The organism is Actinomyces urinae (genome assembly GCF_900119695.1).
Classification (GTDB): domain Bacteria; phylum Actinomycetota; class Actinomycetes; order Actinomycetales; family Actinomycetaceae; genus Gleimia; species Gleimia urinae.
In genome coordinates, this window is record NZ_LT632546.1 from 30,981 (window position 1) to 54,641 (window position 23,661).

Consider the following 23,661-nt stretch of genomic DNA (forward strand, 5'->3'; position numbering starts at 1 on the left):
TTATCTACCACCTCCAGCGCGATTCAGACCCAAAGTGGCGAAACCGGCAGACAAAACGGGCAGTTCCCCTCACAAACGGTCATCCACCTGTCGGGTTCGAGCAGTATTCAGACCCAAAGTGCCTGAAACACCCTCCCAGATGATCAGTTCCCCTCACGGACGGTCGTAGCACCGCTCCTCCGCCGCAGCGCCCGATCACGCTCCCTCGGCCCGATCCTCTTCACTCCGCCCCGCCGTTCGCGCAATGAATTAGAGGAAATCTCAGCGCTTAATCATCAGCACGCCGTCCTCGCGAGGAATCTAAAGATGTACCGTTCCTCGCGAAAACTGTTTATCCTTGTGCTAAGAACGCTCACAGAAAGGTGGCGGCCAAGGGTCAAGACCATGAAAACGGGAAAGATTTTAGTCTCAGCGCTACTCGTCGCGGCGCTGGTGCTTGGCTTCGGCTTCATCGCATTTCACTACCTGACAAAATCGCAAAACAGTTGCGCTGAGGCCAGCGAAAACCACGCCGCCGCTGTAGAACAGTACGAAACCGAAGCCGCGAAAGCTCGGGAATTACTAAACTTTTTCAACGATGAAAACTCCTTTGGGTACGCCACCAGCGACGAAGCCGCTCCCCTCATCAAAGCAACCCGAGAAGCGTTGAACGAAGCACCCGAGGCTGTTGCGACTTGTTCCTCCGCTGCCGACGCGAAAGCAATCACTCGTACTGCTCACGACGTCGAAGCGCGCACAAAAACCCTCATCGAATCGGTCCAAAAACTCACCGAAGGCGTACTAAACTGCGCAGCGCCCGTTATCAGTGAGAAGAACGGCGAATACCGAACCGCGATTACCGAGGCTCTGGCTAGCGCGAAAGCGAGCCTAGCGAAAGCAAACTCCTCCGAAGGATACGGGAAAGTCGAAGGATCACTGAACCTTCTGATGGACGCGCAACGCCTAGTCGACTCACCGCCCGAAATACCCGAGGTGCCCAGTGAGCTGAACAGTATTGCCGATCTGCGCACGGCCAACGCTACGCTCGACCGGATAAGCGAAATAAAATCTAATGCCGAACACTACTCCGCCGCGCTCAAAGGCTCCATCGACAAATACAGCAACGAGCTAGACAAGAAAAAGGAAGAGCAGAAGAAGCAAGATGAGGCCAAGAAGCGTCGCGAAGAAGAGGAACGCAGGTCCTCTTGCAACGACATCATCGTAGTTGGAAAGCAGTGTACTAACTACAAGGAAATCCAGTATCTTTCGTCAAACGGTTGGGATCTGGACAGCGCTATCCAGGACGCGCAAAGTGAAGGGTGCGCCAGCATCAAACCCGACAGCAATCCTTGCAGCAACTGACGGCCTGCGGCCCTACCTGGAGGAGGCTGGTAACTTAGTCCTGCCTCCCCGCTACTCCCTCTATTTTAACGACAGTACCTGAGCGATATGAGCGCGCCGTTGGCATGCGCATCACTTTGCGTACTCTCCGTTGCGAGACCGAACCTACCATACGGCATAGGGCGTCTCAGCTTGGCCTCTTGACATGGCTCACAACCACGTCCGTGAGGGAAAGCGCCTGTTTCTGCTGGTTTGTTGGCAGTTCCTATCTGAATCATGCGCAAGTCGCAGGCTCTAGTCCCGATCGTGAGGGGAACTGCCCGTTTAGGTGCCTGTTTTAGCCACTTCGGGTCTGAATCGATTCCCCACAACAAGCTATTGGGTAGATGCTGCTCGACATGACGAGAAGCCGACCAGCTCCACCTCGTCAAGGCCTCCAGGGCGGAAAGCATTCGGTAGAGTCACTTTAGGTCTGAATGCCGGCAGAGAGAGAAACCCATGTGCCCTTGCGGTTCTGAAAAACCCTACGATCAGTGTTGCGCCCCTTTCCATCGGGGAGGCAACCCGCCCACTGCCGAACTCCTTATGCGTGCCCGGTACAGTGCCTTTGCGCGTAAAGACCGTGATTTCCTGCTCCACACCTGGCATCCCAGAACCAGACCGAACTCCCTCACCTTCGACGACTCCATTACATGGACAGGCCTCGAGATCATCAAAACCGTGAGGGGACAGCAACCCGACTCCATGGGCATGGTCCACTTCCGCGCGCACTACCTCACCCCGCAAGGCCCGGGCGTACAGGAAGAACGCTCACGATTCATCCGCCCAGAGGATGGCTCCCCTTGGGTATACGTCGATTAGTTTTTGAGGACGAAGCTGGCCCCCTCGCGCCACGCCTCAGTTTCGCTTGCGATCTGCTTAACCTGGGCAGCACGATCCTCGCGCATACTGAGGATCAATGAGGCCCGGTAGGCTCCTGTCAACGGTCTGGGTTTCATCCGGACGCTTGGAGTCTAGTAGCTAGGTTTTGTAAGTGAGATGATGGGCCTACGCACCTCGAACTCGCTGCTGGTAGACGTGGTAGTACGCTGCCTTGGCATATCGAAACTGGAACCAGCCACACTAACCTTCGCGTCCCACACGGTAGTCACGGACACGTGAGTTCGGCCTTCGTTACGGTAGGTCCAAGTGATCGACTCGTTCGGATATGGCGCGCCATCGGTGGAAACAACCAGCTCAGAGGCACCTCCGCCAGGTTCGTTGAACTGGATCTGGTGCTCTCGAACGCTCCAATTTACGGTAACGTCAAACCCATCGACGTTTACCGAGTTAGTCGGCTTCTCCCCAGTCATATACACAATTGTTGGCACCGTGGCAAAAACCCAACCCTTATTGGGTTGAACGTTAACTCGCATGCCTGCCAAGTTCGTATCATCGACCGCTTTCGCAACTATCTGTGACAGATCTACCGGACGATACTCAACCTCACCATCGGAGGTGCTACCGCCGGTTGGAGCCTGAACTCGACCAGTAACCGGATCAAAACACAGCTGATGCGCATGACTGCCATTAGAGAACCGGCGCAAACCACACACCTCAAGCGTGTCCCAGCCCGCCTTGCCAGCCGAATCAAACCGAACGCCCTTAGAACCATCAGGAACCAAACCCAAATCATAGATGCCGACATGCGGAAAAATTGGCGACGACAACGAGGGAAGAGCATTTCCCGGCTCGGTAGCTCCAGTCAAGGGATCTCTTCCGTTGGTTTGTGCAAACGACACATTGCTCGCTCCTAGCGATATAACCAAGATGAAACCTAAGAGCACTCTCACCGTTGGATTAATCATCATCTGCATCCTTCATTTGAAGCTCCACGACTTTCCACCCGTCGCGCCAGACAACTTCTACAGCACCTATGATGTCTGCGTCCTCATATCTGACTATCTCACCCGTCGGGCCCTCGTGAAGGACGTGTTTCGGGACAAAAGCTGCTAGCTGAGTACCATACTCTGCCTCAGGGCGACTCCCTCCGTCTAAGCTTCCGTTCACCTTGGTGACCTGAAGCTCGTAGTCTTCATAGTACGAACCTTCTTCGATGACTTTCCTCATACGATCTAAAAAGCTGTTGCATGATGCAGAGTCTTCAATACATAACGATGCAAATGCCTCAATATCCTGAGTAGCGCCTGTATATCCAAACATTTCCAGTACATACACAGAAAACGCCTGCGCTCCTAGTACGGAGTGCTCGTGTGCCTCGGCCGGCATTTCTGGCTTGGGGTGCGGGTAGAGCACGTCTGCCGGTGGGATTGTCGGGGCCGTGCTTGACGCTTCAGTTGCGGTTTGGGAAGCAAGAGAAGTTTGGGCATCCTCGGCCCCATTCTTCTCCGGTGAAGAACACCCTACGATGCCCACGCTAAACAAACTTAGTATGGCCACAGCTGTCATGGTTTTGGGATGGCGCATCGCACTGAACTCCTCGCATGTGAAACCTGTACAAGGAAAGTACGACATAACCGCGCCAATTCATAGACCGTCTCAAAAACTGTGAATAACTCGGACCAGAACGAGCGCTTGTCCAGCTCGGTGTTATGCCACTTTCAAAAAGATAGCAATATGCGTGTCGAAGGCACGCCTTGAAAAGATTTATGAGAACTTCTGGCACTATGGATCTGAATCGCGAGTGAAAGCCAAACACCGGTTGGAGAGGAGGTGCCCCGATGAGCGCATTTCCGCAACCTGAAAAAGACTGGAACATCGACGAGAACGACGCGGACAACGAGTCTGAGACCCCAAATGCCCGCAGACATAGCCTCCCTCAGCTTCGAGACAACGATTTCCGAGGAGACACTGCACGCATCGATCATGCATCCGCCACTTCCCCACGGGCACCACGCATTCCCCGGGTGATCGGTAATGCCAATACCAGCCACTCGCAGGCAGACCGCAATTCATGCCGGGCGCCTATGCCGACGGATGACTCAGAGGGAATCCAGGGCAAGCGACCCGAACCTTCGCCAGATACAACAAGTGAAATGGCGGTGACCTCGGAAACCTATGTGGTTACGAAGATAAAACATGCTTTTCAGACCCTAAATACCAGCCTCAACAATCGCCGAGATGCCGACAACAAGCCGCAGAAAGACAGGATCGTGGCTGGCATGCTGGCCATTTTGCTGGGCGCGTTTGGGACCCACAACTTTTACCTAGGCAAATACAAGCTAGCGGTGATCCAGCTGCTGATCACCTTGCTATCTGCGCTCGGGCTCGCTCCCATAGTTGCTATGTGGGGAATTTTCGAGGGGATCATGTACCTCTTCGGTTCGGACCCGAAATGGAAAGTCGACGGGTGGGGACGTCCTCTCGCCAACTAGGTGATCCTCCTTTGCGGTACAGGACGAATCACGATTCAGACCAGAAGTGCCACAAGATGGCCCCTGACATGCCACTTCCCGTCGGAATCGCAATCATACAGAGGCAATTTCGTCGCGATTCCGACCTAAACTGCCGTGGCTAGCTCAGGTTTCCGGCATTTTCCGTCTGAATGTCTCTCCAAACCCTCACGGTCTGCCTCCGAATGCCCTCACCTAGCCTCCCCTGCTAATCCTCCGCACTCGGTATCCCTAGGCACCGCTCGGCCCCGGCTCATATGCTCTCCATGACCTACAGGTTTCCCCAGGCATCGCTCCGCACATGGCGTCCACAACCCTCGCCGGCGAACACTCCTCGAACATCACCATCATGATGCCCTTTCATGCATGGAGAACCTTCACAACATCACAACATGGGCGCAATCAGGTCGCACCATCACGAGGCGCAAAAACAGTAGCCGCGTCAGACTCGCCTACGGGCTCTGGGCTCAAATTCAACCTGGCCCTCCTTGGGAAATCTGGGAAGCCGTCCAAAAGGAGCGCGCCCGCCGCGTACTTAACATGTCTGCCGAAGGCACGGCCCTAGACGGAATCATCGCCGCCCTCATCCACGGTGCACCAATCCCACACAACACTTGGGATATCGAGCTCATCACGGGAGTCAAGCATTCTCGCCACCACTCCAAATGCAAGCTACGTTTCGTAGGCGAGGCCGCTTACCAGTGGTTTGGCAACGCCCTCGGTATTTTGCCAGCACAAGTACCGTCCGGTTCGCCTGGAACGAGCCTCGAGCCATCCGCGCCAACGCGCAGCCACAACCTGCCTCAAATCCGCGAGGCAGTGGTCAAACGAAGCTCCAGAACCCTTCCCACTTCCGCCTACACAACAATCGATGGCATGAAGACGCTGAGGTGGGACTACCTCTGCGTGGAACTACTGGCGCGCCACCCCGCGCGCCATTGTGTGCCCATTGTCGACTGGTTCATCCAGCAACGAGTCCGTGAGCACAAACGTGACCGGGCCACCGTCGAGGCAGCCTTTCGGATCATCCTTCTGAGGCTCGAAACAATCCTGGCAAGCCGCAAAGATCACCGTGGAAAACGACGCGCACGGCGCAATCTGCGTCTCATCTCACCCTGGTCGGAAAGTATCGGCGAATCACTGCTAAGACTCGAACTCCATCGTTTCGGATTTCCTCCCGCCACCGAACAATTCGAAATCGGAGAAGGCAGACGCCGCTACTTCACGGACTTCGCGTACCCCTCCAAGGGGCTCGCGCTCGAATTTGACGGCATCATCAAATACGACGGTAGCCTGGCAAACCCCGAGACTGCCCTGCATGACGAGCGCCAACGCGAAGAGATTATCCGCAAAAAGCTGCCACACCTTGAACGGTTCACCTGGGGAGAGTTCAAATCTGGGAGCCTCGCCACTCGGCTCGGCAAACTTAGATCCAGATACTTTCCCGGAGTATTAACGAGGCACCTCATCTGAACATTGAAAACGAAGCGCTACTACACGTGTTGAAACTCATCTCAAGGCTCGTGCGCGCGCTCCCTATGACACAATTTTTAAGCCGGCAACGCCCGCAACAATCATGCCTATGAAGACCAATTTCAAAGCTGTTAGCGTCTCCACCCCAGCGAATGCCGCCCACAACACCGTGGTTGCCGCACCAATCCCAACCCAAATCGCGTACGATGTTCCAACCGGCAAGTCACGTAGCGCAAAATACAGGCCACCCACAGAGATTATCGAACCGACCACAAAGCTCAATGCATTTAGCAAAGTGAGCGCACCACCCGCCATGCGGTCCAATGCACTCGCCCACATGGACTCAAACATCGCGGAAACCACTAGAACCACCCACGCCATCGGTGTCCTCCTTGATCAACTTCGAACGAGCCCGCCGCTAAAGTTAGCTCCGATTCAAACAATGTGCGAGCATTCTCATTCATAACCGCAAAAACAATCGTTTGCAAAGCTCTGCAAGCACCATTCTCTGCACTGCTCCAGGCCATCACAGCTGAAGCCGCGACGCGCGCGACCTCGTCCATCTCCCAACCGTACGCGCCAGCAGAAATAGCTGGAAAAGCCACCGATCGAGCACCTAACTGTGTTGCCAGCTCCAAAGAGTTTCGAAATGCCGACTCGAGCAGATGCGGATCATCCTCGCCTGCATGCCGATTCGGCCCAACTGTGTGGATGACCCAAAGTGCGTGCAGATCGTATGCCCTTGTAGCTACGGCCTGCCCAGTTGGTAGTCCGTCCGGCAACTCCGTGTCCCGTATCCTGCGGCATTCCTTAAGCAAACCTGGACCAGCTGCCCTATGAATTGCACCGTCAACACCGCCTCCTCCCAGCAACGAGGAGTTTGCCGCATTCACAATCACATCGACTTCGAGCAGCGTTATATCTGCAACCTCGACGATTAAGTTCAAAACGGCCTCCCATCCCCTAACTACCAGCTACAACCGTACGTCATACACGTCTCGATTGCGTGCGAGACCCAAAGTGACACAGAATCCTGATCATGGAGGCATTCTCCATCTCACAACCGTTCAGCACGCGAGCGCTCCACTGGCTTTCAGACCCAAAACGTCGAGAACAACGGGAAATCGGGCGTTTTCCCTCACGCAGGATGGTCCGCCGATCCGCATATGACAGCATTCCGACCTAAACCGGCACAGTTACCACCGAAAATGGGCGTTTCCCGTCGGGCACGCGGTTTACAGTTACCAACCGAGCATCCGAGCCGTATGCAGAGGCCTGGCACACCAAAAGCGCATAAGCCTCGGCCGACCCCATCAGCTCCTCATCTACGGATCTAACACCGCGCGGCTCTCACCCCACGGTAGAGCAAGGCCTCCCGCCTTCCAGCTTGTTACCGACCGACGGGAGGCCTCAGGTTTGCGCCACTACTTAGCGGCTGTGCCCTCTGGCTCGGTGGGCGCGGCCGTTGGTTCGGGCGCGTCAACCGTGAGCTCCTCAGGGCTGAGCTGGCTTTGCGTGTCCAGCTCGTTCTGCAAACGCAGCGCCTGAGTCAAGTAACTCTGCAAGCGTTGCTGCTGCTTACCGTATTCGGCCCAATCGCCAACCTTCATCGCATCCTCACCCGCCATGATGGCATCACGTGCCCCTTGCAGGGCGCTTGTCAGCTTCTGCTGGGTCGACAGGTCGGACTCTTCACCGTCACCCGATCCGGATCCGTCCTTGCTTCCCGTACCTTCAGCCAGCTCTGCAGCCGAGTCACCCTTGAATGTCATATCGAGGGCGCCCTCAAGTGTCTCGCTGAAGCCAACGGAATCGCCAAACGCGGTCATGACCTTACGCAGAACCGGGTACTTGGTTGAGCCCGTACCTTGCAGGTAGACCGGCTGCACGTATAGCAGTCCACCACCAACCGGCAGGGTCAGCAGATTTCCGAGGATTACCTCAGACCCTTCCTGGTCCATCAGGTTCAGCTCACGCGCGATCTCCGCGTTCGCGTTGAAGTTGTTCTGCACTTGGCCCGGCCCTGGCACAGTGGTCGAGGATGGGAGCGCGAGCAGGCGTAACTGACCGTACCCCTCACGCACCTTGCCTGCCTCGGACCCTGTCTCGGAGTCAACAGCGAGGAAGCCTGCCATCGGCTCTCGATCCGCACGTCCGCCCGGCACGAATACCGAGGTAAGTGAGAACTCCGCGCTCTCTTGACCCGGCATCTGCATCGTCAAGTAGTACGGCGGCTGAACCGGCGTGGAGCCATCAACATTTCGCACTGAAGTCGGGTTTTCGGACAGCCTCCAACGGTCACCACCCGTGTAAAAATCGCCGGCCTCGGTCACGTGATATGCGGCAAGTAGCGACCTCTGAACTTTGAATAGGTCCTGTGGGTAGCGAAGGTGCGCCATCAGATCCCCAGAAATATCCGCGAGCGGCTTCACCTGACCGGGGAAGGTCTTCATCCACGACTTAAGGATCGGATCCTCCTCATCCCACTGGTAGAGGGAAACTGAACCGTCGTAGGCATCAACCACTGCCTTCACCGAGTTACGCATGTAGTTGATGTTCGGCTGCGCCGCGTACAGTGCTGAATCCTGTGTTGAGGCATCCGCAGTTGCTGATGAAACGTTCACGTGCTGCGCATACGGATAATGGTTCGACGTGGTGTAGGCATCAACGATCCACACGAGGCGTTTAGGCGTGGACGGATCGCCATCCACATCTACCACTGCCGGGTAGGGCTTACGGTCAAGCGTGAGGTACGGCGCAACCTTTGAAACTCGTAGTGCCGGGTCGCGGTCGTACAGAATCTGGGATTCAGAGTTGATTTGTGATGCGAAGAAGATGTTCGTCGACTGGAACTTGATCGCAAAGAGGAGCTTGTTAAAGAAGTTGCCAATGGACGGGCCGCCGTCACCATCAAACGTTGTTGGAACCTGGCCGCCGGACTGCTCATCGGGGTAGTCCAATTCGAGCGGGTCGGTTCCTTCCGGAGCGCCAACAATCGAGTATTCGGGAGAGTTCGGCGAGAAATACACTCTCTGCTCATACTCGCCAACGTCACCAGTGGAGGGAATACCGTCCTCCCACCATTGCGGCTCGCCCTTTGAGTCAACCCTGTTGCCGTAAGCGGCCACAACGCCGTAACCGTGCGTGAAGATGGTGTGCCTGTTAACCCAGTTCTGTTCGTTGTTATCGAGGCCTTCGAGGTCAATCTCGCGAACCGCGATCACCGTGTCCCTCTTCTGACCGTCAATCTCGTAGCGATCAACATTCAGCTGATCCTCGAACGTATAGTACGAGCGCGACTGCTTTAACTGTCGAACAGTCGGTGAAATGATGTCCGGGTCAATAAGGCGAATCTGCTGCGTTGACGCCGCATCATCACGGAGCTGGCCAGTAGCGGTGTCAGTCCTTGCCGCGTAGGTCTGCACTTCAACATTCTCGAGGTCGTATGCCGCAAGCGTCGCGTCAATGTTGTGCTGAATGTAGGGCGACTGCAGGGCGCGCTCGTTTGGACGCACCTTGAACTGTTGGATCAGTGCAGGATATGCCATGCCCAGAACGAGGGCGGAAACCACCGTTACAGCAACGCCCGCCACGGGTAGATGCCACGTGCCGCGGAAGGCCGCAACCACAAAGAGCACCGCCACAAGCACCGAGATAACCGCGAGTATCAGCTGCGCCGGAATGTAAGCATTAACCTGCGCGTACAGGGCGCCATCCGAAGGCGATCCTGTGGTCTCAACCAGCGCTCGGTAAGGGGCAATCCAGTAGCGCAGGCCAACCACTAGCGACAGGATTGCCGCAAGGATTCCAACCTGGCGCCGAGCCGGCCTCGTAACCCGAAAACGAGGAGCCACCTGAATAGCACCGTAAAGGTAGTGCACCACGATGGAAGCGAGAAGGCTCACAACAAACACCGTTGTAAGCAGCGAGAGGATCATCTTCAAGAGCGGCAACGTGAACACGTAGAACGAAACGTCAGTGTTGAACTGCGGATCCGCAACCCCAAACGGAGTACGGTTCATCCACATGATGATCTGCCGCCAATCTGCGGCAAGCCCAAGGCCAGTAAACAGGCCGATAATCAGCGGAACTCCCCAGAAAATGACGCGCCGGAGCGAAGCCATTTTCTCCTGGTACTGCATCAGGCTTTCACTGCGGCCTCCAAGCATTGAACGCGGACGTTTCTTGTGCGCCCAGTTCATGTTCAGGCCAACGATAGTGGCGTTCACAACCGTTGCCACAGCAACAATCGCTAGAATCGACAGCCACTTGGTCCACAACACTCGTTGGGCTCCCAACTGGTCGAACCAAAGGACCTGCGTCCACAAATCGGACGCAACGTAGATGAACACCCCAAGAATCACAAGCACCAGGATTGTGATCCGGAAAGGCGTCATCCCTTTCTTAGGATGACTGGACTTTTCTGGCCTGGGCGGCTCAGGAAAGCCCTGGAATGGAAAACCGCTCACGTTTTTCCTCTCGAAAACTAGCGAGTTTGCTTACATTGTCCGTCCAGTGTATCGATTGGCGAGGCATAAGGCACACGGGAATAATGGTGCTTAACACACCCGCCTTACGCTCTACCGATCGGAGCTGAACGTTCTGGTATAAGTGTAGGGCGCGCTACGGACAAAGGAAGTGAACAATGTTGAACGAGGACGGGGGCGCAGCAGCCTCCCCCAAGTCAAATGGCGTAACCGGCGCTCAGCTGGGGCTCACACACGCTGTGTACGAGATTGAGCGGGCGGCCTCGGCCTTGGGTTGGGATCACGCCTCCACTGTTTACGCACTGGTACCCACTGGCGAGCTATTGGCTTTGGAGGAACTCCCCGCCGACATGCGCGCACACCTCGAGGCCAGTTGGGACGGCACCGAGACCGCACTCACTGCAGTCATTCAGGAGGATTTGCCCGGCGAGGACCTTGAGGAAACCCTCGCGCAACTGGGCTGGCCCGAGTCGGTTGCGGGCGCAGCAGTTGCCACAGAACGAGTTATGGTTCCGCCCGCCGTGCAGGAGCAGGCGCCCGCCAATCCGGTAGAGGCCGTCGAGTTCTTCGCTAACCACCCTGACCGTGACGAAGTCCGCATTGTTGCGGGTGTTCTGCGCACCGGCGAGTCCTGGTGTGCTGTGCGAGCCCGCTCCCATGACAACGATGATGAGGTCGCCGAAGGCACCAACCTCGTTCCCGGCCTGGTTGAAGCCCTGTTCACCACGTTCATGCCCGCCGAAGAGCGCCGGTCCGGAGGATGCGGTAGCGGTTGCAGCTGCGGGTCCGGAGGACGTTGCGGGTCCGGAGGTGGACACGGCGGCGACACTGGCTGTGGGGGCGGCGACTGCGGCTGCTAGCCTCCCGCTCTCTCGGCGGTTCCACACGTCTCGCGCTAGTTTTTCTACACTCCTCGCGCTAGTTAAGGTGCGTGAGGGGAACTGACCTGAAGCGGCGTAATAATCGCCGCTTCAGGTCTGAATACCGCAAAGAAGTGAAAGCGCCTCCTACATCCGTGAGGGGAAGTGGCGTTTTTGGGTGCTGAACCCGCCAGTTCCCCTCTGAATACCGCAAACCGATACCTCCGTAACCACATCCGTGAGGGGAAGTGCGCAACTACGCCCCTGTTTTTGCCGCTTTGCGTCTGAATACTGGGAGGTGAGGAGTCGCCCTGTCGGATCTGTGAGGGGAAGCGCCTAATCGACCCCCGATTCATGCCAGTTTGGGTCGGAATGGTGTACGCCGCTGAGCCCCTGTGCCTATGGAAGAGAACCCGAAGCGCCTTTAAGCCCGGCGAGGGCTCACTTGGCCTCGCAAACCGGGTGATCGATCGTGGCTCCCTTAGAGATGGCTTGCACCGCCTCGCGTGCTTCGGCGAGCGTCGAAACCGGCCAAACCTCTAAACCATCGGGAATGTTTCCCACTACCTCGTCGCAATTCGACTTCGGGGCAAGGAACCACTGGGCTCCATCGCGCTTTGAACCGTACATTTTCTGCACAATGCCGCCGATTGGTTGCACCTCACCGTCGTATCCTATGGCGCCGGTGCCCGCGATGATCGCACCGCCGGTTGAATCGCCGCCGGTGAACTTGTCGATGATTCCGAGTGCGAACATCAAACCGGCCGATGGGCCGCCGACGTTCTCCAGGTGAATTGTTACGTCGACTGGTAGTTTCACGTCCGCGCTTAGGTAGATACCGAACCGCGAGCCCATAAAGTCCGGCCCCGTCTCCTCAGGCAGATAGGTGCGCATGGCAAGGGTTTTCTTCTCACCGTTACGCAAGATTTCCAGTTTCACGGGCGTCTCTGGCGGGAGGGTCTTTGGAAGCGCGAACGGAACCGACGGCCGGTCAACCGCATGCCTCTCCCCATCCGGAGTGATGATCGCTTGGAGCACATCGCCCTCCTCAACCACGCCCTCAGCGTGCGATCCCGATGTTGCGCCCGCAATCGTCATGGTCACGTCCACGTCGTATCCCAGCGCCTCCAACGCCACTGAGGCGGCCGTCGATTGCGAGGACGTCATCTGGATTTTGCTAAGCTCATCCAATTCTTCGCGGGTAAGATCGCGCGGATAGACCTCCTCCACCGGCCTCACATTGCTCGACGGATCTAGCTTCGCCAATAGAAAATCCACCAGGGAAACGTGTGCATCCGGCCCTCCTAAACTCGACACGGTGACCATGCGCAGCTGCCCCTCGGACTGCTTCGCGACGTCGGGGGCGGTAATTTCGATTACAGGATCGCCATTCATAGAACCGAGGACGTCGTACGTCGGCCCCGGAGACGTAATCACGTACGGCATCGGCACCGCGAATGCAATGACTCCGACCAGAACTAACGCACCTATTAATGTGCCCCACCGACCTATTTTCCTGCGGAGGGAACGCGCATGGGCGGGCCGATTCTCGCCGTCCTCTTTCATTTCCAAGGGGGCGTTGTAATCCTCGATAGCCATATGTTCCTCCCACCGGCCTAGCACTGTCTGGACCGCCGAAACCATTTTGCGTGAATGGCTCGAACTTGTCCAAGTGCGAGGAGGTGCGGGTTCACTACGTGCGTGAGGGGAGCTGGCAGGTTCAGCACCCAAAACCGTCACTTCCCCTCACGGATATTATTGAGCCTCTACTCGCCTACGAGTATTCAGATACAAAGTGGCCGAAAAGGGAGTCTGATTGACCACTTCCACTCACGCAGCTGATTCCATCCAAGCGTTCCTTTGGCATTCAGACCGGAAGTGACGGGTCTAAGCACGAAACCAGGCACTTCCCCTCACGCACGTGAACGGCAGCGTCGGTCGGAAAGAATTTCGGCCGCGCGGGCGCACTTCCCCTCACGCACGTGAACGCCATGGTTCAATTCCCGACAGTTACGCCTCTCCTTCTCCACCACTTCCCTTCACGTATAGAACCAGTTCGCTATGGGCTAAACCTCTAAATACCAGCCAAAACAGCCTCATCCCACGCTCTCTCAGCGCACCGGTTCAGAAGAGGCGGTAATTTGTAAGGCATGAGTGAAAACAACCCGGACATGTTTGACTCGAACGACGACTCCAAGAGGTCGCCGTGGGAGGACATGCTGCGAAGCATGCTCGGCCGTGAGGCTGCTGACGAGATGATAAAGGCAATGCGCGCGAGCGGCGTTGACCCCGCGTCGATGGGCGCCGGCATGAAGTTCCCCGGCACTCCCGAAGAGATGCGCTCGATGCTTGGGCAGCTGAACTACATGATGAGTTCAAGCAGCGGTCCAATCAACTGGAAGATGGCGCATGAGATCGCTCGCCACCGCGCATGGGGTGATGGTGACTTGCAGATTTCGGCCGCGGAGGGCCAGCGTATCCGCCAAGCATTACAGGTTGGCGATTTGTGGCTGGATGCGGTCACGGATTTAACTCCTCCGCAAGGTGAACGCCACGCATGGCGCCGCTCTGACTGGGTGGACAACACCCTTGACACATGGAAGCAGATGGTCGAGCCGGTTGCGGCGAATGCGGCGCGCGCCCTCTCGGATGCGTTGAAACAACAGATGGACCAGATGACGAATCAGGGAATCGGCGAATTGCCGGAGGGGCTGTCTGCCATGTTCACCCAGGCGCAACCCATGATGGAGCGTCTCTCCGCAGCGGTTTTTGCCGGCCAGATCGGCGAGGCCCTCGGAGGCCTATCTCATGAGGCGTTCGGCTCAACCGACGTGGGCATTCCACTAACCGACGGAGGTAGCACTGCCCTCGTTGTGCCTAATGTGAACGCATTCGTGGATGGTCTTGATATTCCAACGGATGAGGTTTACCAGTTCCTCGCATTGCGGGAGGTCGCGCACGCCAGGCTGTTCCATTCCGTGTCCTGGTTGCGGTCAGAGATCTTGCAGTCCGTGCAGAACTACGCGGCCGAGATCCGCATTGATACAGATGCGATTTACGAGGCTGCCACTTCGATTGACCCGACAGACATGGCGGCACTCCAGGATGCGATGACAGCCGGGGCGTTCAACGGGGAGCCCACTCCCGCGCAGGAAAAGGCACTCGAGGATTTGGAGACTCAACTGGCACTCGTAGAAGGTTGGGTTGAGGTGATCACTCTCGAAGCTGGCCGCCCGTACCTGCCGCACATTGAACAGTTGCGCGAGTTGATGCGTCGCCGGCGCGTTTCGGGTGGCGCCGCGGAGCAGATGCTTGAAAAGCTGATTGGCCTTAAGTTACGTCCTCGTCAGGCGCGTAATGCGGCGCAGCTTTGGCAGATTGTTTCAAGTGAACGAGGCCGCAGTGAGCGCGATGCTCTTTGGAATCACCCCGACTTTGCTCCAACAGCTACGGAGCTTGCGAATCCGGAGGCTTTCCTTCTTTCTCGTAAGCAAAAAGCTGACGCCGATGCAGACATTGACGCGGCGCTGGAGCAGTTATTGGAGGGTACCCTCGGCTGGGCTGAGGGGCTTGAGCCGGGCCAGGATTCGGAGGGCGACGCAAAGCGCGTCGGATCCGCCAGCGCCGTTTCCGATACGTCAGATTCTGATAATAGCGGATCGAGTTCTCAGGGTAGAGGGTCCGCGTCCGGCGTTGAAGGATCGGATTCGGATAATGATAGACAAGGTCCGGGCGACAACTCCGATGATGACGCTACCTCTCGCGATGACTAGAACCGACAATGAGGGGCAATACCGGGCATCTCTGACTTCCGAAATTAGTTGTGTCCCCTTAGAGGGCGTTGAAGCATAATGCTTCAGCGCCTCTCGGCATCGACCTCCTCATCGGCCTCGTCGTCGGTGTCCTAGGCGCTGACTCAGGAATCCTCTCGATACCCACATGTGTCTTCCTGCTGGAGTAACCTCCGCATGAGGCATCAGTTGGATCTTTGATCATCATGGGAAGCACCTTGCTTATAGCGCTAATTCCCAAGTCCTTGTAGAGCCAGGTGCAACGCGAAGAGGGCTTCATCTTTGGAGCCCTGTCTACCGTTGCCATCCTTTCGGTTCCAGGCTTTCGTTACTTGTCAGCGCTAATCTTCTGATGCTAGTTCTGCGGATTCTGCTAACCATCGGCGGCACCTTCCTTTCCGCAGTGCTTTCAAAAGCAAGAAGCTAGCAACCGATGTGTTGAAAGGCGAATCTAAAAAGGGCGTTTTGGCGTTCACCGCGTACGCAAGCCGACAGGGCCGTTGACCAGTTTCTTCGGTGTGGGCGGAGGAATCGTCGTTCCGATGCTGATTCTCGCGCTAGACTTCAACATCACAGACGCTTTAGGCGCCTCTCTTCTGTCCATGGTTATTTCATCTGCAAGAGGTTTGATCTCGAGCATCGAAAAAATTTCACCACGGAATGGCCGATAATCATCGCCTTCGCCCTGGCATCAATGATGGGCGGATTGGTTGGAGCTCCGGCGTCTCGAAAGGTCAAGGGAAATATGCTCACCAGAATCTTCGCGTTACTGCTTCTGTGCGTCTCGACGAGACCTCTCTTATCAGTCCTGACATAGAAAATGTGGGAGCTAAAGCTCCCACATTTTTGAAGTTACGAAATGCTATATCGTGTTTACGATGAGTCCGATGTGCGTGTAGAAGTTCAAGCAACCGAACAGACCGATCAGAATTCCGCAAATCATCCACAAACGCATCACGAGAGCCATCAGACCGCCGCCCTTAGCCTCGCTGTTGGCCTGATTCGAGGCCCGGAAAACGCCAAGCGGGAACAGCAAGCAAGCCAGGCCGATGACGAAGAAGAAAACCGACAAGAAGATTGCTTCGAACCAAGGCCAGGTAGCAAAGAAACCGGAGATTGGTTCCTGAGGCGGCGCGGTGAACAGCCTGTACATGACGCCGGCCAGGGAGATACCCCAAAGACCCAAGCCCAAACCACCTGCGAAAATGGAAAGCGGTTTCGCGGTACTCAGCAGATCTGAGTAAGCGTCCTTAGACTCCATAAGATCACTACGACGCTTCCAAAGGTAAAAAGAAGCGAAGATCAGCAACGCACCGAAACCGAGGCAGGTCTCACCGAAGATGATGTTGTCATAAGCGAAGCCGCCAGCTGCTAGTGGCCAAGTAGTGGTCATGTGGAACCCGGTAGTTACCAGAATCAGTCCAAGAGCACCGAACGCCATCGAGTAGCCATCAGCCTTAAACGGCTTGCCCTGCAGCGACTTCCTCAAGTCTCCCAGCATCATCGCCAAAGCGATCAGCGCGGCACCTGCCGCCACCGCCATAATCGTGTTGTATGTCGGCATAGTCGCCCAGTCGATCATGCCAGGGCTCTCAACGCCCCAAAAGAACTCATCCATGATGCCTCCTACAAAAAACATCGATTTAACGGATTACCTCCGTGGTTAAACTTCAATGCTAGCCCGAAAAATTAAAAACCGTGAATGCCCTATGGGTTATCAGTTCCTAAAGATAAGAGAGAAAAATTTACTAAACCGGCTGGTGATCCCTGACATAGGGACGAGCTACAATCTTTGCGCTCTTTAGCCGCCAGCTCATCGCTGAATACCGCAACGCGGCTCAACTGCAGCTACATCCGTGAGGGGAACTGCCCACACAGCGCCCCGTTTTGGCCACTTTGGGTCTGAATACCGGCAAGAGTGGAAACCCCTCACCACATCCGTGAGGGATAGCACCGGATCGGAGGCTGCTTTCCGCCACATTGGGTCTGAATCACGCACGAGGCCGCGGCTACAGCTACATCCGTGAGGGGAACTGACCACACAGCACCCCGTTTCGGCCACTTTGGGTCTGAATACCGGCAAGAGTGGAAACCCCTCACCACATCCGTGAGGGAAAGCACCGGATCGGAGGCTACTTTCCGTCATATTGGGTCTGAATCGATGAAAGAGCGGGTTTTCCACAGCGGCGGCCCACCCCTGGACCCTGCCATCACATTCTGGAATCGTGAGAGCCATAGAAAGACACAAGCTCGGTCAACCTGCTGCCCGGTTGGTACAAGTAGAGCCCCACACGGATCCAAGGAGGAAGAATGCAGCTTCGTGAAGGAACAGCCATTTTTGTTCGCGCTAACGGAGACGTACAAGTTGGTATGGGGCCAGCGAGCACACTGCTCACCGGTCTTGAACCCGTAGAGCAGTCCTACTTGCAGAGTTTGAAGTTCCGCTCGTCCAACACGGCCACACATGCACGCGCGAAGAAGCGCAACATTTCTGAAGCTCGCGTCCACAAGCTTGAAGATCTACTAAAACAGCGCCATCTAACCCAGCTTGCCGCAGAAGCACAGTCAACCAGTGACAGCAAGCGACTAATGCGAAGAGACGGCACCACCATTGCCCTTGGTAAGCGCGAACAGATCCGCGTTGACATAGTGGTGCACAGTTGTGGCGACCCCACGCAGTTCCTCAAGATGAGGACCTATTTGTCAGCCCTCGTGAAGTCGCTTCGCGGCGCGTCGATCAAACGACTTGACCTGCGGTATTTGGGCGATGACATGGGCAATTCTTCTCGCACAACGTTAAATCAGAGTGTTGGTTTGGGCAAACCGTTGGCATCTGAACCACATTTCATTATTGCGTTGTTCGCGAGGGCATCGTCATACTCGTTAATCCGCGAGTGGCAAGATTCAGGAATCCCGTTGCTGCCAGTGGTTTTTAACGAGGATAACGTCCAGGTCGGCCCGTTTGTCCGCACAGGCGGATCCCCGTGCCTGGAATGTGTGGACCGAAACTTGCGCGATGTAGACGAGGAGTGGCCCGCGTTGCAGATTCAGTGCCGCCATCAACCATTTCCTAGCCTCTCCCCTGACTTGATAACGGCCTCTGCGATGATGACCGCGCGCCTGGTTGCGAATGAGATTGACGGTTATGGTTTGCCGCCGGGCGAGGTGCGGTTCATTGACGAGAATTTTGTTGTGGGCAGATTCAGTTGGCCGGTCCACCGTGAATGCTCATGCACTGGCCTGCCTGCCAGCGTGAAGGTTCCGGTGCAGAAGAAATCGGATCAAGCCGAAGAGGATAAGTCACCGAAATCGAGGACTCGCTAATGTGGTAGCGGGGAGCGCAATGCGGGTTTTCGCTCTCGGCCTCCTGGCGAGCAACGAGACCGCAACGACCAAGCGGCCCTCACCCGCGTTTCACTCCCCCGCGTTGTCCCGAATAATCTTCAAAACATCGACGCCGTACTTTTCGCTCTTAGTGGCTCCAATGCCGGGGATTGTCCGCAGTTGAATCAGCGTTTCGGGCTTCGCCTCGGCTATGGCCATGAGCGTGCGATCGGTGAATGTGGTGTAGGTCGGTTTGGAGATCTCCCGAGATAGCTGCAAGCGCCATTGCCTGAGTTCTTCGAATAGGCGCTTTACGTCTTCGGGAGCATCGGCCAGCTCGTCTTTTAACTTGGGAGCAACGCGTTTAGGTTTGACGGGCTTGTACTCTTCGACAGGCCAAATCGAGTCGAGGAATCTCGAGTTCTCACGCGTCTTGTTTCTGCCTGCTCCGCGCGATTTGGCGTAGGAAACCACGAGGTGCGTTTTCGCTCTGGTCACTCCCACATAGAGCAAACGCCGCTCCTCCTCAATCGCTTCCGGTGTTTTTGCGAGCGAGATGGGTAGTAGTCCCTCGGATGCGCCCGCGAGGAAAACGGCTTCCCATTCCAGGCCTTTCGCGGCGTGGAGTGATGAGAGGGTGACACCAGAAATGGTGGGGGCCAACTGAGCTTCGGCTCTTTCATTGAGCTCTTGCACAAACTCGGCAAGTGGTAAATCTTCGCGCTCAATGGCAAGGTTCACGAGGGCGTCAAGGCTCTCCCATTTTTCGCGTACCGCACCTTGCCCCGATGGAGGTTTCACCGTCCACCCCAGCCCGGAGGCAACGTTTTTAACTGCTTCAACAGTGTTTTCTTCTAGGCTCAGCCCGCTAGCGTCCACCTGTTCTGGTTTACCGGGTGCGTCTAGATTTCTGGCTTCACTCCCTCCTCCAGAATTCGTGGCAGCGCTGGGCAGGTTAATGCGTACCAGCTGGCGCAGGATAACCATCGCGCGTCGAATTTCTTCGCGTTCAAAGAACTTCTCTCCCCCGCGAATGATGAAACCTATGCCAGCGTCCGCGAGCGCTTGCTCGAAGGCCTCGGATTGCACGTTGGTGCGATAGAGGATCGCAATGTCTTGAAGTGGGATGCCGTCTTCCGTTAGGGATTTGATGTGGGCGGCGATACCGGCGGCTTCGGATTGGTCATCGGCGTAAGCGGCGAAAGACACCGCCGGCCCTGAGGGGCGCTGCGATTTAAGTCGAACGGCACCTTCGGGCATGCCTTTGCTCGCAAGGGCGCTCCTGCGCCGGGCGTTTGTGGCTCCTTCGAGGACTTTGTTGGCGATTGAAACGATTTGTGGCGTAGAGCGGTAGTCACGGTTTAGTTGCACTCGCCGCGCTCCGGGATGGTGTTTTTCGAAGTTTACGAGGTAGGCCGGGTCTGCTCCGGCGAAGGAGTAGATTGTTTGGGCCACGTCTCCTACTACGCAAACGTCGTGCCGCCCGCCAAGCCATTCTTGGAGGAGCGCGAACTGCAGGGCTGACACGTCTTGGAATTCGTCGACAACGAAGTTGCGGTATTGGGATCGCACGGCTCGCGCGATGTCGTCGCGTTCCTGCAGAAGGCCGGTTAGCAGGAGGAGGACGTCTTCGAAGTCGATGACGCCCCGCTCGTCTTTGGAATCTTCGTATGCGGCCAGCAGGGTTGCCATGGTTTCAAGGTCGAGGTCGGCGGGCGCTTCGCGTAGCTGCGTGGTGGCGGCGTCAACGTATGCGTCAGGCCCAATCATGGATACTTTTGCCCATTCAATTTCTGCTGACATGTCGCGAATTGCAGTCTTGTCTATGGATAGCCCTAGGTGCCTGGCGGCGTTGGCGACGATGGGAGCTTTGTAGTCCATGATGGGCCGCATGGGCCCACCGATGGCTCGTGGCCAGAAGTAACGAAGTTGGCGTAGTGCGGCGGAGTGGAAAGTTCTGGCTTGCGCGCCGGGCACGCCGAGGTCTCGCAGGCGCGTGCGCATTTCGGCGGCTGCCCGTTGGGTGAAGGTGACAGCGAGGACGGATCCGGGATCAAACGCACCTATAGCGCTGCCGTAGGCAAGCCGGTAGGTGATGGCTCGGGTTTTACCGGTTCCGGCGCCGGCCAGCACAGATAGCGGCCCAGTAACTTGCATGGCCACTTGGCGTTGTTCCGGGTCGAGCGCTTCAAGTAGGGCGTCTGGATTATGTTCCAATCTGCGTTACCTCCTGTCCTCAACCATTATGCGTTATGGGACGGACAGCAAATTGTGGGCGCGTTGATTGTGGATTGCATAACCTGCTTCATTCGCGTGGTTTTCCATGGTTTTTAGGCCGTTGGATAACGGTTTTAGAGATTGACCGCGCGATGGTGAAGGTGCTCTTTATTGCCCCTGGGTTGCACCGGGGTGACTACTCGGGGCAGAGGAAACCAAAGCCGCTGTCAGGCTTGGGTGGCACCTGCCCACCAAAGCGGCGCGCCTGCAACGAGGCTACTCGTCGCCGGGCAGGGGCTGTCCGTACCAGTGGCGAATGATGGCGCGGGCGATGGAAATTGGGCCGGGTGCTTCTATCTGCCCATTTTTAAGGGCAACGCCGTATTCTTCACGCGTGTACCAGCGGGCCCAGTCGATCTCTACTCCGTCCACAACCGGTTCCAGCCCGGCTCCATCCACAACCCGCGCACGGTAGCCGAGCATGAGGGAGCGGGGGAAGGGCCATGCTTGGGATGCGACGTACTCGATCCGATCTACGTGTAGCCCAACTTCTTCTAGTGTTTCTCGCGCGACGGTCTGTTCGGGTGCTTCGCCCATTTCCATGAATCCGGCTACTAGGGAGGCGTATGTTGGCCGCCACCGCGTGTTGTGCGCTACCAGAATGCGATCGTTTTGATCATGAATCGCAACGATTATTGACGGGTCGGTGCGCGGGTATTCGATGCGTGCACAGCCCAGACATTTGCGCTCCCACCCTGCGGCTGCGTAGGTTGTACGCTCGCCGCAGCGCGCACAAAAAGCGCCGTTGTCGTGCCAGTTTGCCAGCCCCGAGCAGGTTGCCAAAAGTTGCACATCCGTTGAGTCAAGGTGGGTGTTTTGACGCAGGTCGGCGTATCCGTCACTGTCGGTGGGGTGTAGTTGAATGCCGAGGAGGGCCGCGCCGCCCTGCGCTCCGAGAAAGAAAACTCGTTTGATCTGGTGCGGATCCACGCCGTCGAGGCCGTGCCTTGCTCCGCCTTGGGAGTTGGGAATGAATCTGCCTCGTTCACTGATCAGGTAGGCAAAGGTGGTTTCAACCTGGAGACCGCCGCAGTGTTGTGCAATGGTGTCGTACATTGTTTTGGCTGGAATTGCACGTTTGGCGACTGCTCGCGGATCAATGAATGGGCGCGCATAGGTGCAGGGATTCCAGTTACCTTGCGAGAGCGGTAGTGGCATGTTCATGTTTCCACGCTATTACGCGGTACGGTTGAAGTATGAGTGATTCGAAGAATGTTTCAATGGTCAGGCATGATGGGCGCGCGCTTGACGAGCTTCGTCCAGTTAGGGTTCAGCGCGGCTGGATTGATAATGCGGAGGGGTCTTGCCTGATCGAGTTTGGTAATACTCGCGTACTTTGTGTGGCGTCTTTGACTGAGGGCGTGCCGCGTTGGCGCACGGGTAGTGGCGAGGGCTGGGTGACGGCCGAGTATGCGATGCTCCCGCGTGCAACCTCGTCGCGTTCGCAGCGCGAGTCTGTGCGCGGCAAGATTGGGGGCCGTACGCACGAGATTTCCCGTCTTATTGGCCGCAGTATGCGCGCGGTTGTGAACACAGCGGCTTTGGGTGAGAATACGATTGTTCTTGACTGCGATGTTTTGCAGGCCGATGGGGGCACTCGCACCGCGTCAATTACGGGTGCTTTTGTGGCACTTTCCGACGCGATTAGCTGGGGGCAGAAAAAGGGCTTGATCGCGCCTGATAAGGCAAATCGTAAGGTGTTGTCGGATTCGGTTTCGGCTATTTCAGTAGGCATTATCGATGGCGTGCCAATGTTGGATTTGCCGTACGAGGAGGACGTGCGCGCTGACACGGATATGAATGTGGTGATGACCGGGTCGGGTAAGTTCATTGAGGTGCAGGGCACGGCCGAGCACGCCCCGTTTGACCGAGGTGAGCTTGACCAGCTACTTGGTTTGGCCCAGGTTGGCTGTGAGCAGCTGCGTGAGATCCAGTTGGCTGCGTTAGCTGAGGAACTGTAACGGTTCAACGCAAAATTGCAGGCGTCCAAAGAGGAAAAGGGCCCTGCCGAAGATCGGTAGAAGCTGGAAACAAATGTGCAGGAGGCAAGACGATGCCCGATTTTAAGCTGGTTTTAGCTACTGGGAACAGACATAAGGTGGATGAGCTACTCGCAATCCTCACTCCCCTGATGCCTGCGCTCACGGCGGATCAGATTGCCACTACTCGCGATTTTGATGTGCCGGAGCCAGTTGAAGACGCGACCTCGTTCGAGGGCAATGCTCTCATTAAGGCGAGGGCGCTGGCTGCGGCAACGGGTCTACCTACGGTTGCTGATGATTCAGGCCTGGCCGTGGATATTTTAGGCGGTGCACCGGGGATTTTCTCCGCTCGTTGGGCGGGCCACCACGGCGATGACGCGGGGAATCTGAACCTCTTATTGGGGCAGTTACACGACGTTCATGCCGAGCATCGGGGCGCCCAGTTTGTGTGTGCTGCCGCGCTAGTAACGCCGGGTGGAAGTGAAACGGTTGAGGTTGGGGTTATGCGCGGCACGCTCCTTGACGAGCCGCGTGGCCACAATGGTTTTGGTTACGATCCGATCTTTGTGCCCGAGGGTATGAGCCAGACAAACGCCCAGCTTGCCCCGGAACAGAAGAATAAGATTTCGCACCGGGCTAAGGCTTTCACGGCCCTTGCACCGCGAATCGTTGAGGCCCTAAAAGCTAACTAAAGCAGGGATTTCTTCGCTTTAGGGGCCCGCTAACCCGCTCTAGGTGCGCTCAGCTTCCTTGGC

At 56.6% G+C, this 23,661-nt stretch carries 18 protein-coding genes; 9 read left to right on the forward strand and 9 right to left on the reverse strand.

What is annotated here, in order from left to right:
- Positions 1-384: 384 nt before the first annotated feature.
- Together BQ7114_RS00635 and BQ7114_RS00640 are read left to right on the forward strand one after the other, a co-directional pair.
- On the forward strand, positions 385-1,341 hold the full coding sequence (locus BQ7114_RS00635; RefSeq protein WP_072340583.1) for a hypothetical protein: 957 nt from the start codon (positions 385-387) through the stop codon (positions 1,339-1,341).
- A 477-nt stretch (positions 1,342-1,818) separates the two neighbouring features.
- A complete protein-coding gene (locus tag BQ7114_RS00640) occupies positions 1,819-2,181 on the forward strand; it encodes a YchJ family protein (RefSeq protein WP_072340589.1) in 363 nt (120 codons plus the stop codon).
- A gap of 152 nt (positions 2,182-2,333) precedes the next feature.
- Here the strand turns inward: BQ7114_RS00640 and BQ7114_RS00645 are convergent, their stop codons facing one another.
- Positions 2,334-3,068 (reverse strand): hypothetical protein, encoded by a 735-nt coding sequence (locus tag BQ7114_RS00645; RefSeq protein WP_195906685.1) that lies wholly within the window; start codon positions 3,066-3,068, stop codon positions 2,334-2,336.
- 91 nt (positions 3,069-3,159) lie between these two features.
- Positions 3,160-3,768, reverse strand: coding sequence for a DUF6318 family protein (locus tag BQ7114_RS00650; protein ID WP_143236758.1), 609 nt, complete (start codon positions 3,766-3,768; stop codon positions 3,160-3,162).
- Between the two features lie 272 nt (positions 3,769-4,040).
- Here BQ7114_RS00650 and BQ7114_RS08965 point away from each other — a divergent pair, with 272 nt between their 5' ends.
- The gene (locus tag BQ7114_RS08965) at positions 4,041-4,694 is read left to right on the forward strand and encodes a TM2 domain-containing protein (RefSeq protein WP_230205926.1); all 654 of its coding nucleotides are present in this window, start codon (positions 4,041-4,043) and stop codon (positions 4,692-4,694) included.
- Between the two features lie 384 nt (positions 4,695-5,078).
- Positions 5,079-6,185: a hypothetical protein gene (locus BQ7114_RS00660; protein WP_072340605.1), complete on the forward strand. Its 1,107-nt coding sequence runs from the start codon at positions 5,079-5,081 to the stop codon at positions 6,183-6,185.
- A gap of 63 nt (positions 6,186-6,248) precedes the next feature.
- Here BQ7114_RS00660 and BQ7114_RS00665 read toward each other — a convergent pair whose 3' ends face one another.
- The 3 genes from BQ7114_RS00665 to BQ7114_RS00675 form a co-directional block, all read right to left on the reverse strand.
- Positions 6,249-6,566 carry a DMT family transporter gene (locus BQ7114_RS00665; protein ID WP_072340611.1) on the reverse strand — a complete coding sequence of 106 codons (318 nt, stop codon included), beginning with the start codon at positions 6,564-6,566 and terminating at the stop codon, positions 6,249-6,251.
- The gene (locus tag BQ7114_RS00670) at positions 6,548-7,132 is read right to left on the reverse strand and encodes an O-acetyl-ADP-ribose deacetylase (RefSeq protein ID WP_072340615.1); all 585 of its coding nucleotides are present in this window, start codon (positions 7,130-7,132) and stop codon (positions 6,548-6,550) included. Before BQ7114_RS00670 ends, BQ7114_RS00665 begins: the two co-directional genes overlap by 19 nt.
- 477 nt (positions 7,133-7,609) lie before the next feature.
- On the reverse strand, positions 7,610-10,654 hold the full coding sequence (locus BQ7114_RS00675; protein ID WP_072340617.1) for a UPF0182 family membrane protein: 3,045 nt from the start codon (positions 10,652-10,654) through the stop codon (positions 7,610-7,612).
- 176 nt (positions 10,655-10,830) lie between these two features.
- Here BQ7114_RS00675 and BQ7114_RS00680 point away from each other — a divergent pair, with 176 nt between their 5' ends.
- On the forward strand, positions 10,831-11,532 hold the full coding sequence (locus tag BQ7114_RS00680; RefSeq protein WP_072340621.1) for a PPA1309 family protein: 702 nt from the start codon (positions 10,831-10,833) through the stop codon (positions 11,530-11,532).
- 441 nt (positions 11,533-11,973) lie between these two features.
- Here the strand turns inward: BQ7114_RS00680 and BQ7114_RS00685 are convergent, their stop codons facing one another.
- Positions 11,974-13,131, reverse strand: coding sequence for a YlbL family protein (locus BQ7114_RS00685; protein WP_230205927.1), 1,158 nt, complete (start codon positions 13,129-13,131; stop codon positions 11,974-11,976).
- Positions 13,132-13,682: 551 nt separating this feature from the next.
- On the opposite strand from BQ7114_RS00685, the gene BQ7114_RS00690 reads away from it, so the two are divergent.
- On the forward strand, positions 13,683-15,305 hold the full coding sequence (locus BQ7114_RS00690) for a zinc-dependent metalloprotease (RefSeq protein WP_072340623.1): 1,623 nt from the start codon (positions 13,683-13,685) through the stop codon (positions 15,303-15,305).
- An 880-nt stretch (positions 15,306-16,185) separates the two neighbouring features.
- On the opposite strand, the gene BQ7114_RS00700 is transcribed toward BQ7114_RS00690, so the two are convergent.
- The gene (locus tag BQ7114_RS00700; protein WP_072340903.1) at positions 16,186-16,941 is read right to left on the reverse strand and encodes a DUF981 family protein; all 756 of its coding nucleotides are present in this window, start codon (positions 16,939-16,941) and stop codon (positions 16,186-16,188) included.
- Positions 16,942-17,633: 692 nt separating this feature from the next.
- On the opposite strand from BQ7114_RS00700, the gene BQ7114_RS00705 reads away from it, so the two are divergent.
- Positions 17,634-18,647 carry a hypothetical protein gene (locus BQ7114_RS00705; protein WP_072340626.1) on the forward strand — a complete coding sequence of 338 codons (1,014 nt, stop codon included), beginning with the start codon at positions 17,634-17,636 and terminating at the stop codon, positions 18,645-18,647.
- A gap of 90 nt (positions 18,648-18,737) precedes the next feature.
- Here BQ7114_RS00705 and BQ7114_RS00710 read toward each other — a convergent pair whose 3' ends face one another.
- Positions 18,738-20,864 (reverse strand): ATP-dependent DNA helicase UvrD2, encoded by a 2,127-nt coding sequence (locus BQ7114_RS00710; protein ID WP_072340628.1) that lies wholly within the window; start codon positions 20,862-20,864, stop codon positions 18,738-18,740.
- Positions 20,865-21,140: 276 nt separating this feature from the next.
- Positions 21,141-22,088: an NAD(+) diphosphatase gene (gene nudC / locus BQ7114_RS00715; protein ID WP_072340633.1), complete on the reverse strand. Its 948-nt coding sequence runs from the start codon at positions 22,086-22,088 to the stop codon at positions 21,141-21,143.
- Between the two features lie 32 nt (positions 22,089-22,120).
- On the opposite strand from nudC, the gene rph reads away from it, so the two are divergent.
- Both rph and rdgB read left to right on the forward strand, forming a co-directional pair.
- The gene (gene rph, locus BQ7114_RS00720; RefSeq protein ID WP_072340636.1) at positions 22,121-22,885 is read left to right on the forward strand and encodes a ribonuclease PH; all 765 of its coding nucleotides are present in this window, start codon (positions 22,121-22,123) and stop codon (positions 22,883-22,885) included.
- 92 nt (positions 22,886-22,977) lie between these two features.
- Positions 22,978-23,598: an RdgB/HAM1 family non-canonical purine NTP pyrophosphatase gene (gene rdgB, locus BQ7114_RS00725; protein WP_072340638.1), complete on the forward strand. Its 621-nt coding sequence runs from the start codon at positions 22,978-22,980 to the stop codon at positions 23,596-23,598.
- Positions 23,599-23,661: the final 63 nt, after the last annotated feature.

Bases quoted from the DNA above. Each gene is read 5' to 3' on its own strand.
- BQ7114_RS00635 (WP_072340583.1), top strand. From the start codon at position 385: ATGAAAACGGGAAAGATTTTAGTCTCAGCGCTACTCGTCGCGGCGCTG.
- BQ7114_RS00640 (WP_072340589.1), top strand. From the start codon at position 1,819: ATGTGCCCTTGCGGTTCTGAAAAACCCTACGATCAGTGTTGCGCCCCT.
- BQ7114_RS00650 (WP_143236758.1), bottom strand. From the start codon at position 3,768: ATGACAGCTGTGGCCATACTAAGTTTGTTTAGCGTGGGCATCGTAGGG.
- BQ7114_RS08965 (WP_230205926.1), top strand. From the start codon at position 4,041: ATGAGCGCATTTCCGCAACCTGAAAAAGACTGGAACATCGACGAGAAC.
- BQ7114_RS00660 (WP_072340605.1), top strand. From the start codon at position 5,079: ATGGAGAACCTTCACAACATCACAACATGGGCGCAATCAGGTCGCACC.
- BQ7114_RS00665 (WP_072340611.1), bottom strand. From the start codon at position 6,566: ATGGCGTGGGTGGTTCTAGTGGTTTCCGCGATGTTTGAGTCCATGTGG.
- BQ7114_RS00680 (WP_072340621.1), top strand. From the start codon at position 10,831: ATGTTGAACGAGGACGGGGGCGCAGCAGCCTCCCCCAAGTCAAATGGC.
- BQ7114_RS00685 (WP_230205927.1), bottom strand. From the start codon at position 13,131: ATGGCTATCGAGGATTACAACGCCCCCTTGGAAATGAAAGAGGACGGC.
- BQ7114_RS00690 (WP_072340623.1), top strand. From the start codon at position 13,683: ATGAGTGAAAACAACCCGGACATGTTTGACTCGAACGACGACTCCAAG.
- BQ7114_RS00700 (WP_072340903.1), bottom strand. From the start codon at position 16,941: ATGGATGAGTTCTTTTGGGGCGTTGAGAGCCCTGGCATGATCGACTGG.
- BQ7114_RS00705 (WP_072340626.1), top strand. From the start codon at position 17,634: ATGCAGCTTCGTGAAGGAACAGCCATTTTTGTTCGCGCTAACGGAGAC.
- nudC (WP_072340633.1), bottom strand. From the start codon at position 22,088: ATGAACATGCCACTACCGCTCTCGCAAGGTAACTGGAATCCCTGCACC.
- rph (WP_072340636.1), top strand. From the start codon at position 22,121: ATGAGTGATTCGAAGAATGTTTCAATGGTCAGGCATGATGGGCGCGCG.
- rdgB (WP_072340638.1), top strand. From the start codon at position 22,978: ATGCCCGATTTTAAGCTGGTTTTAGCTACTGGGAACAGACATAAGGTG.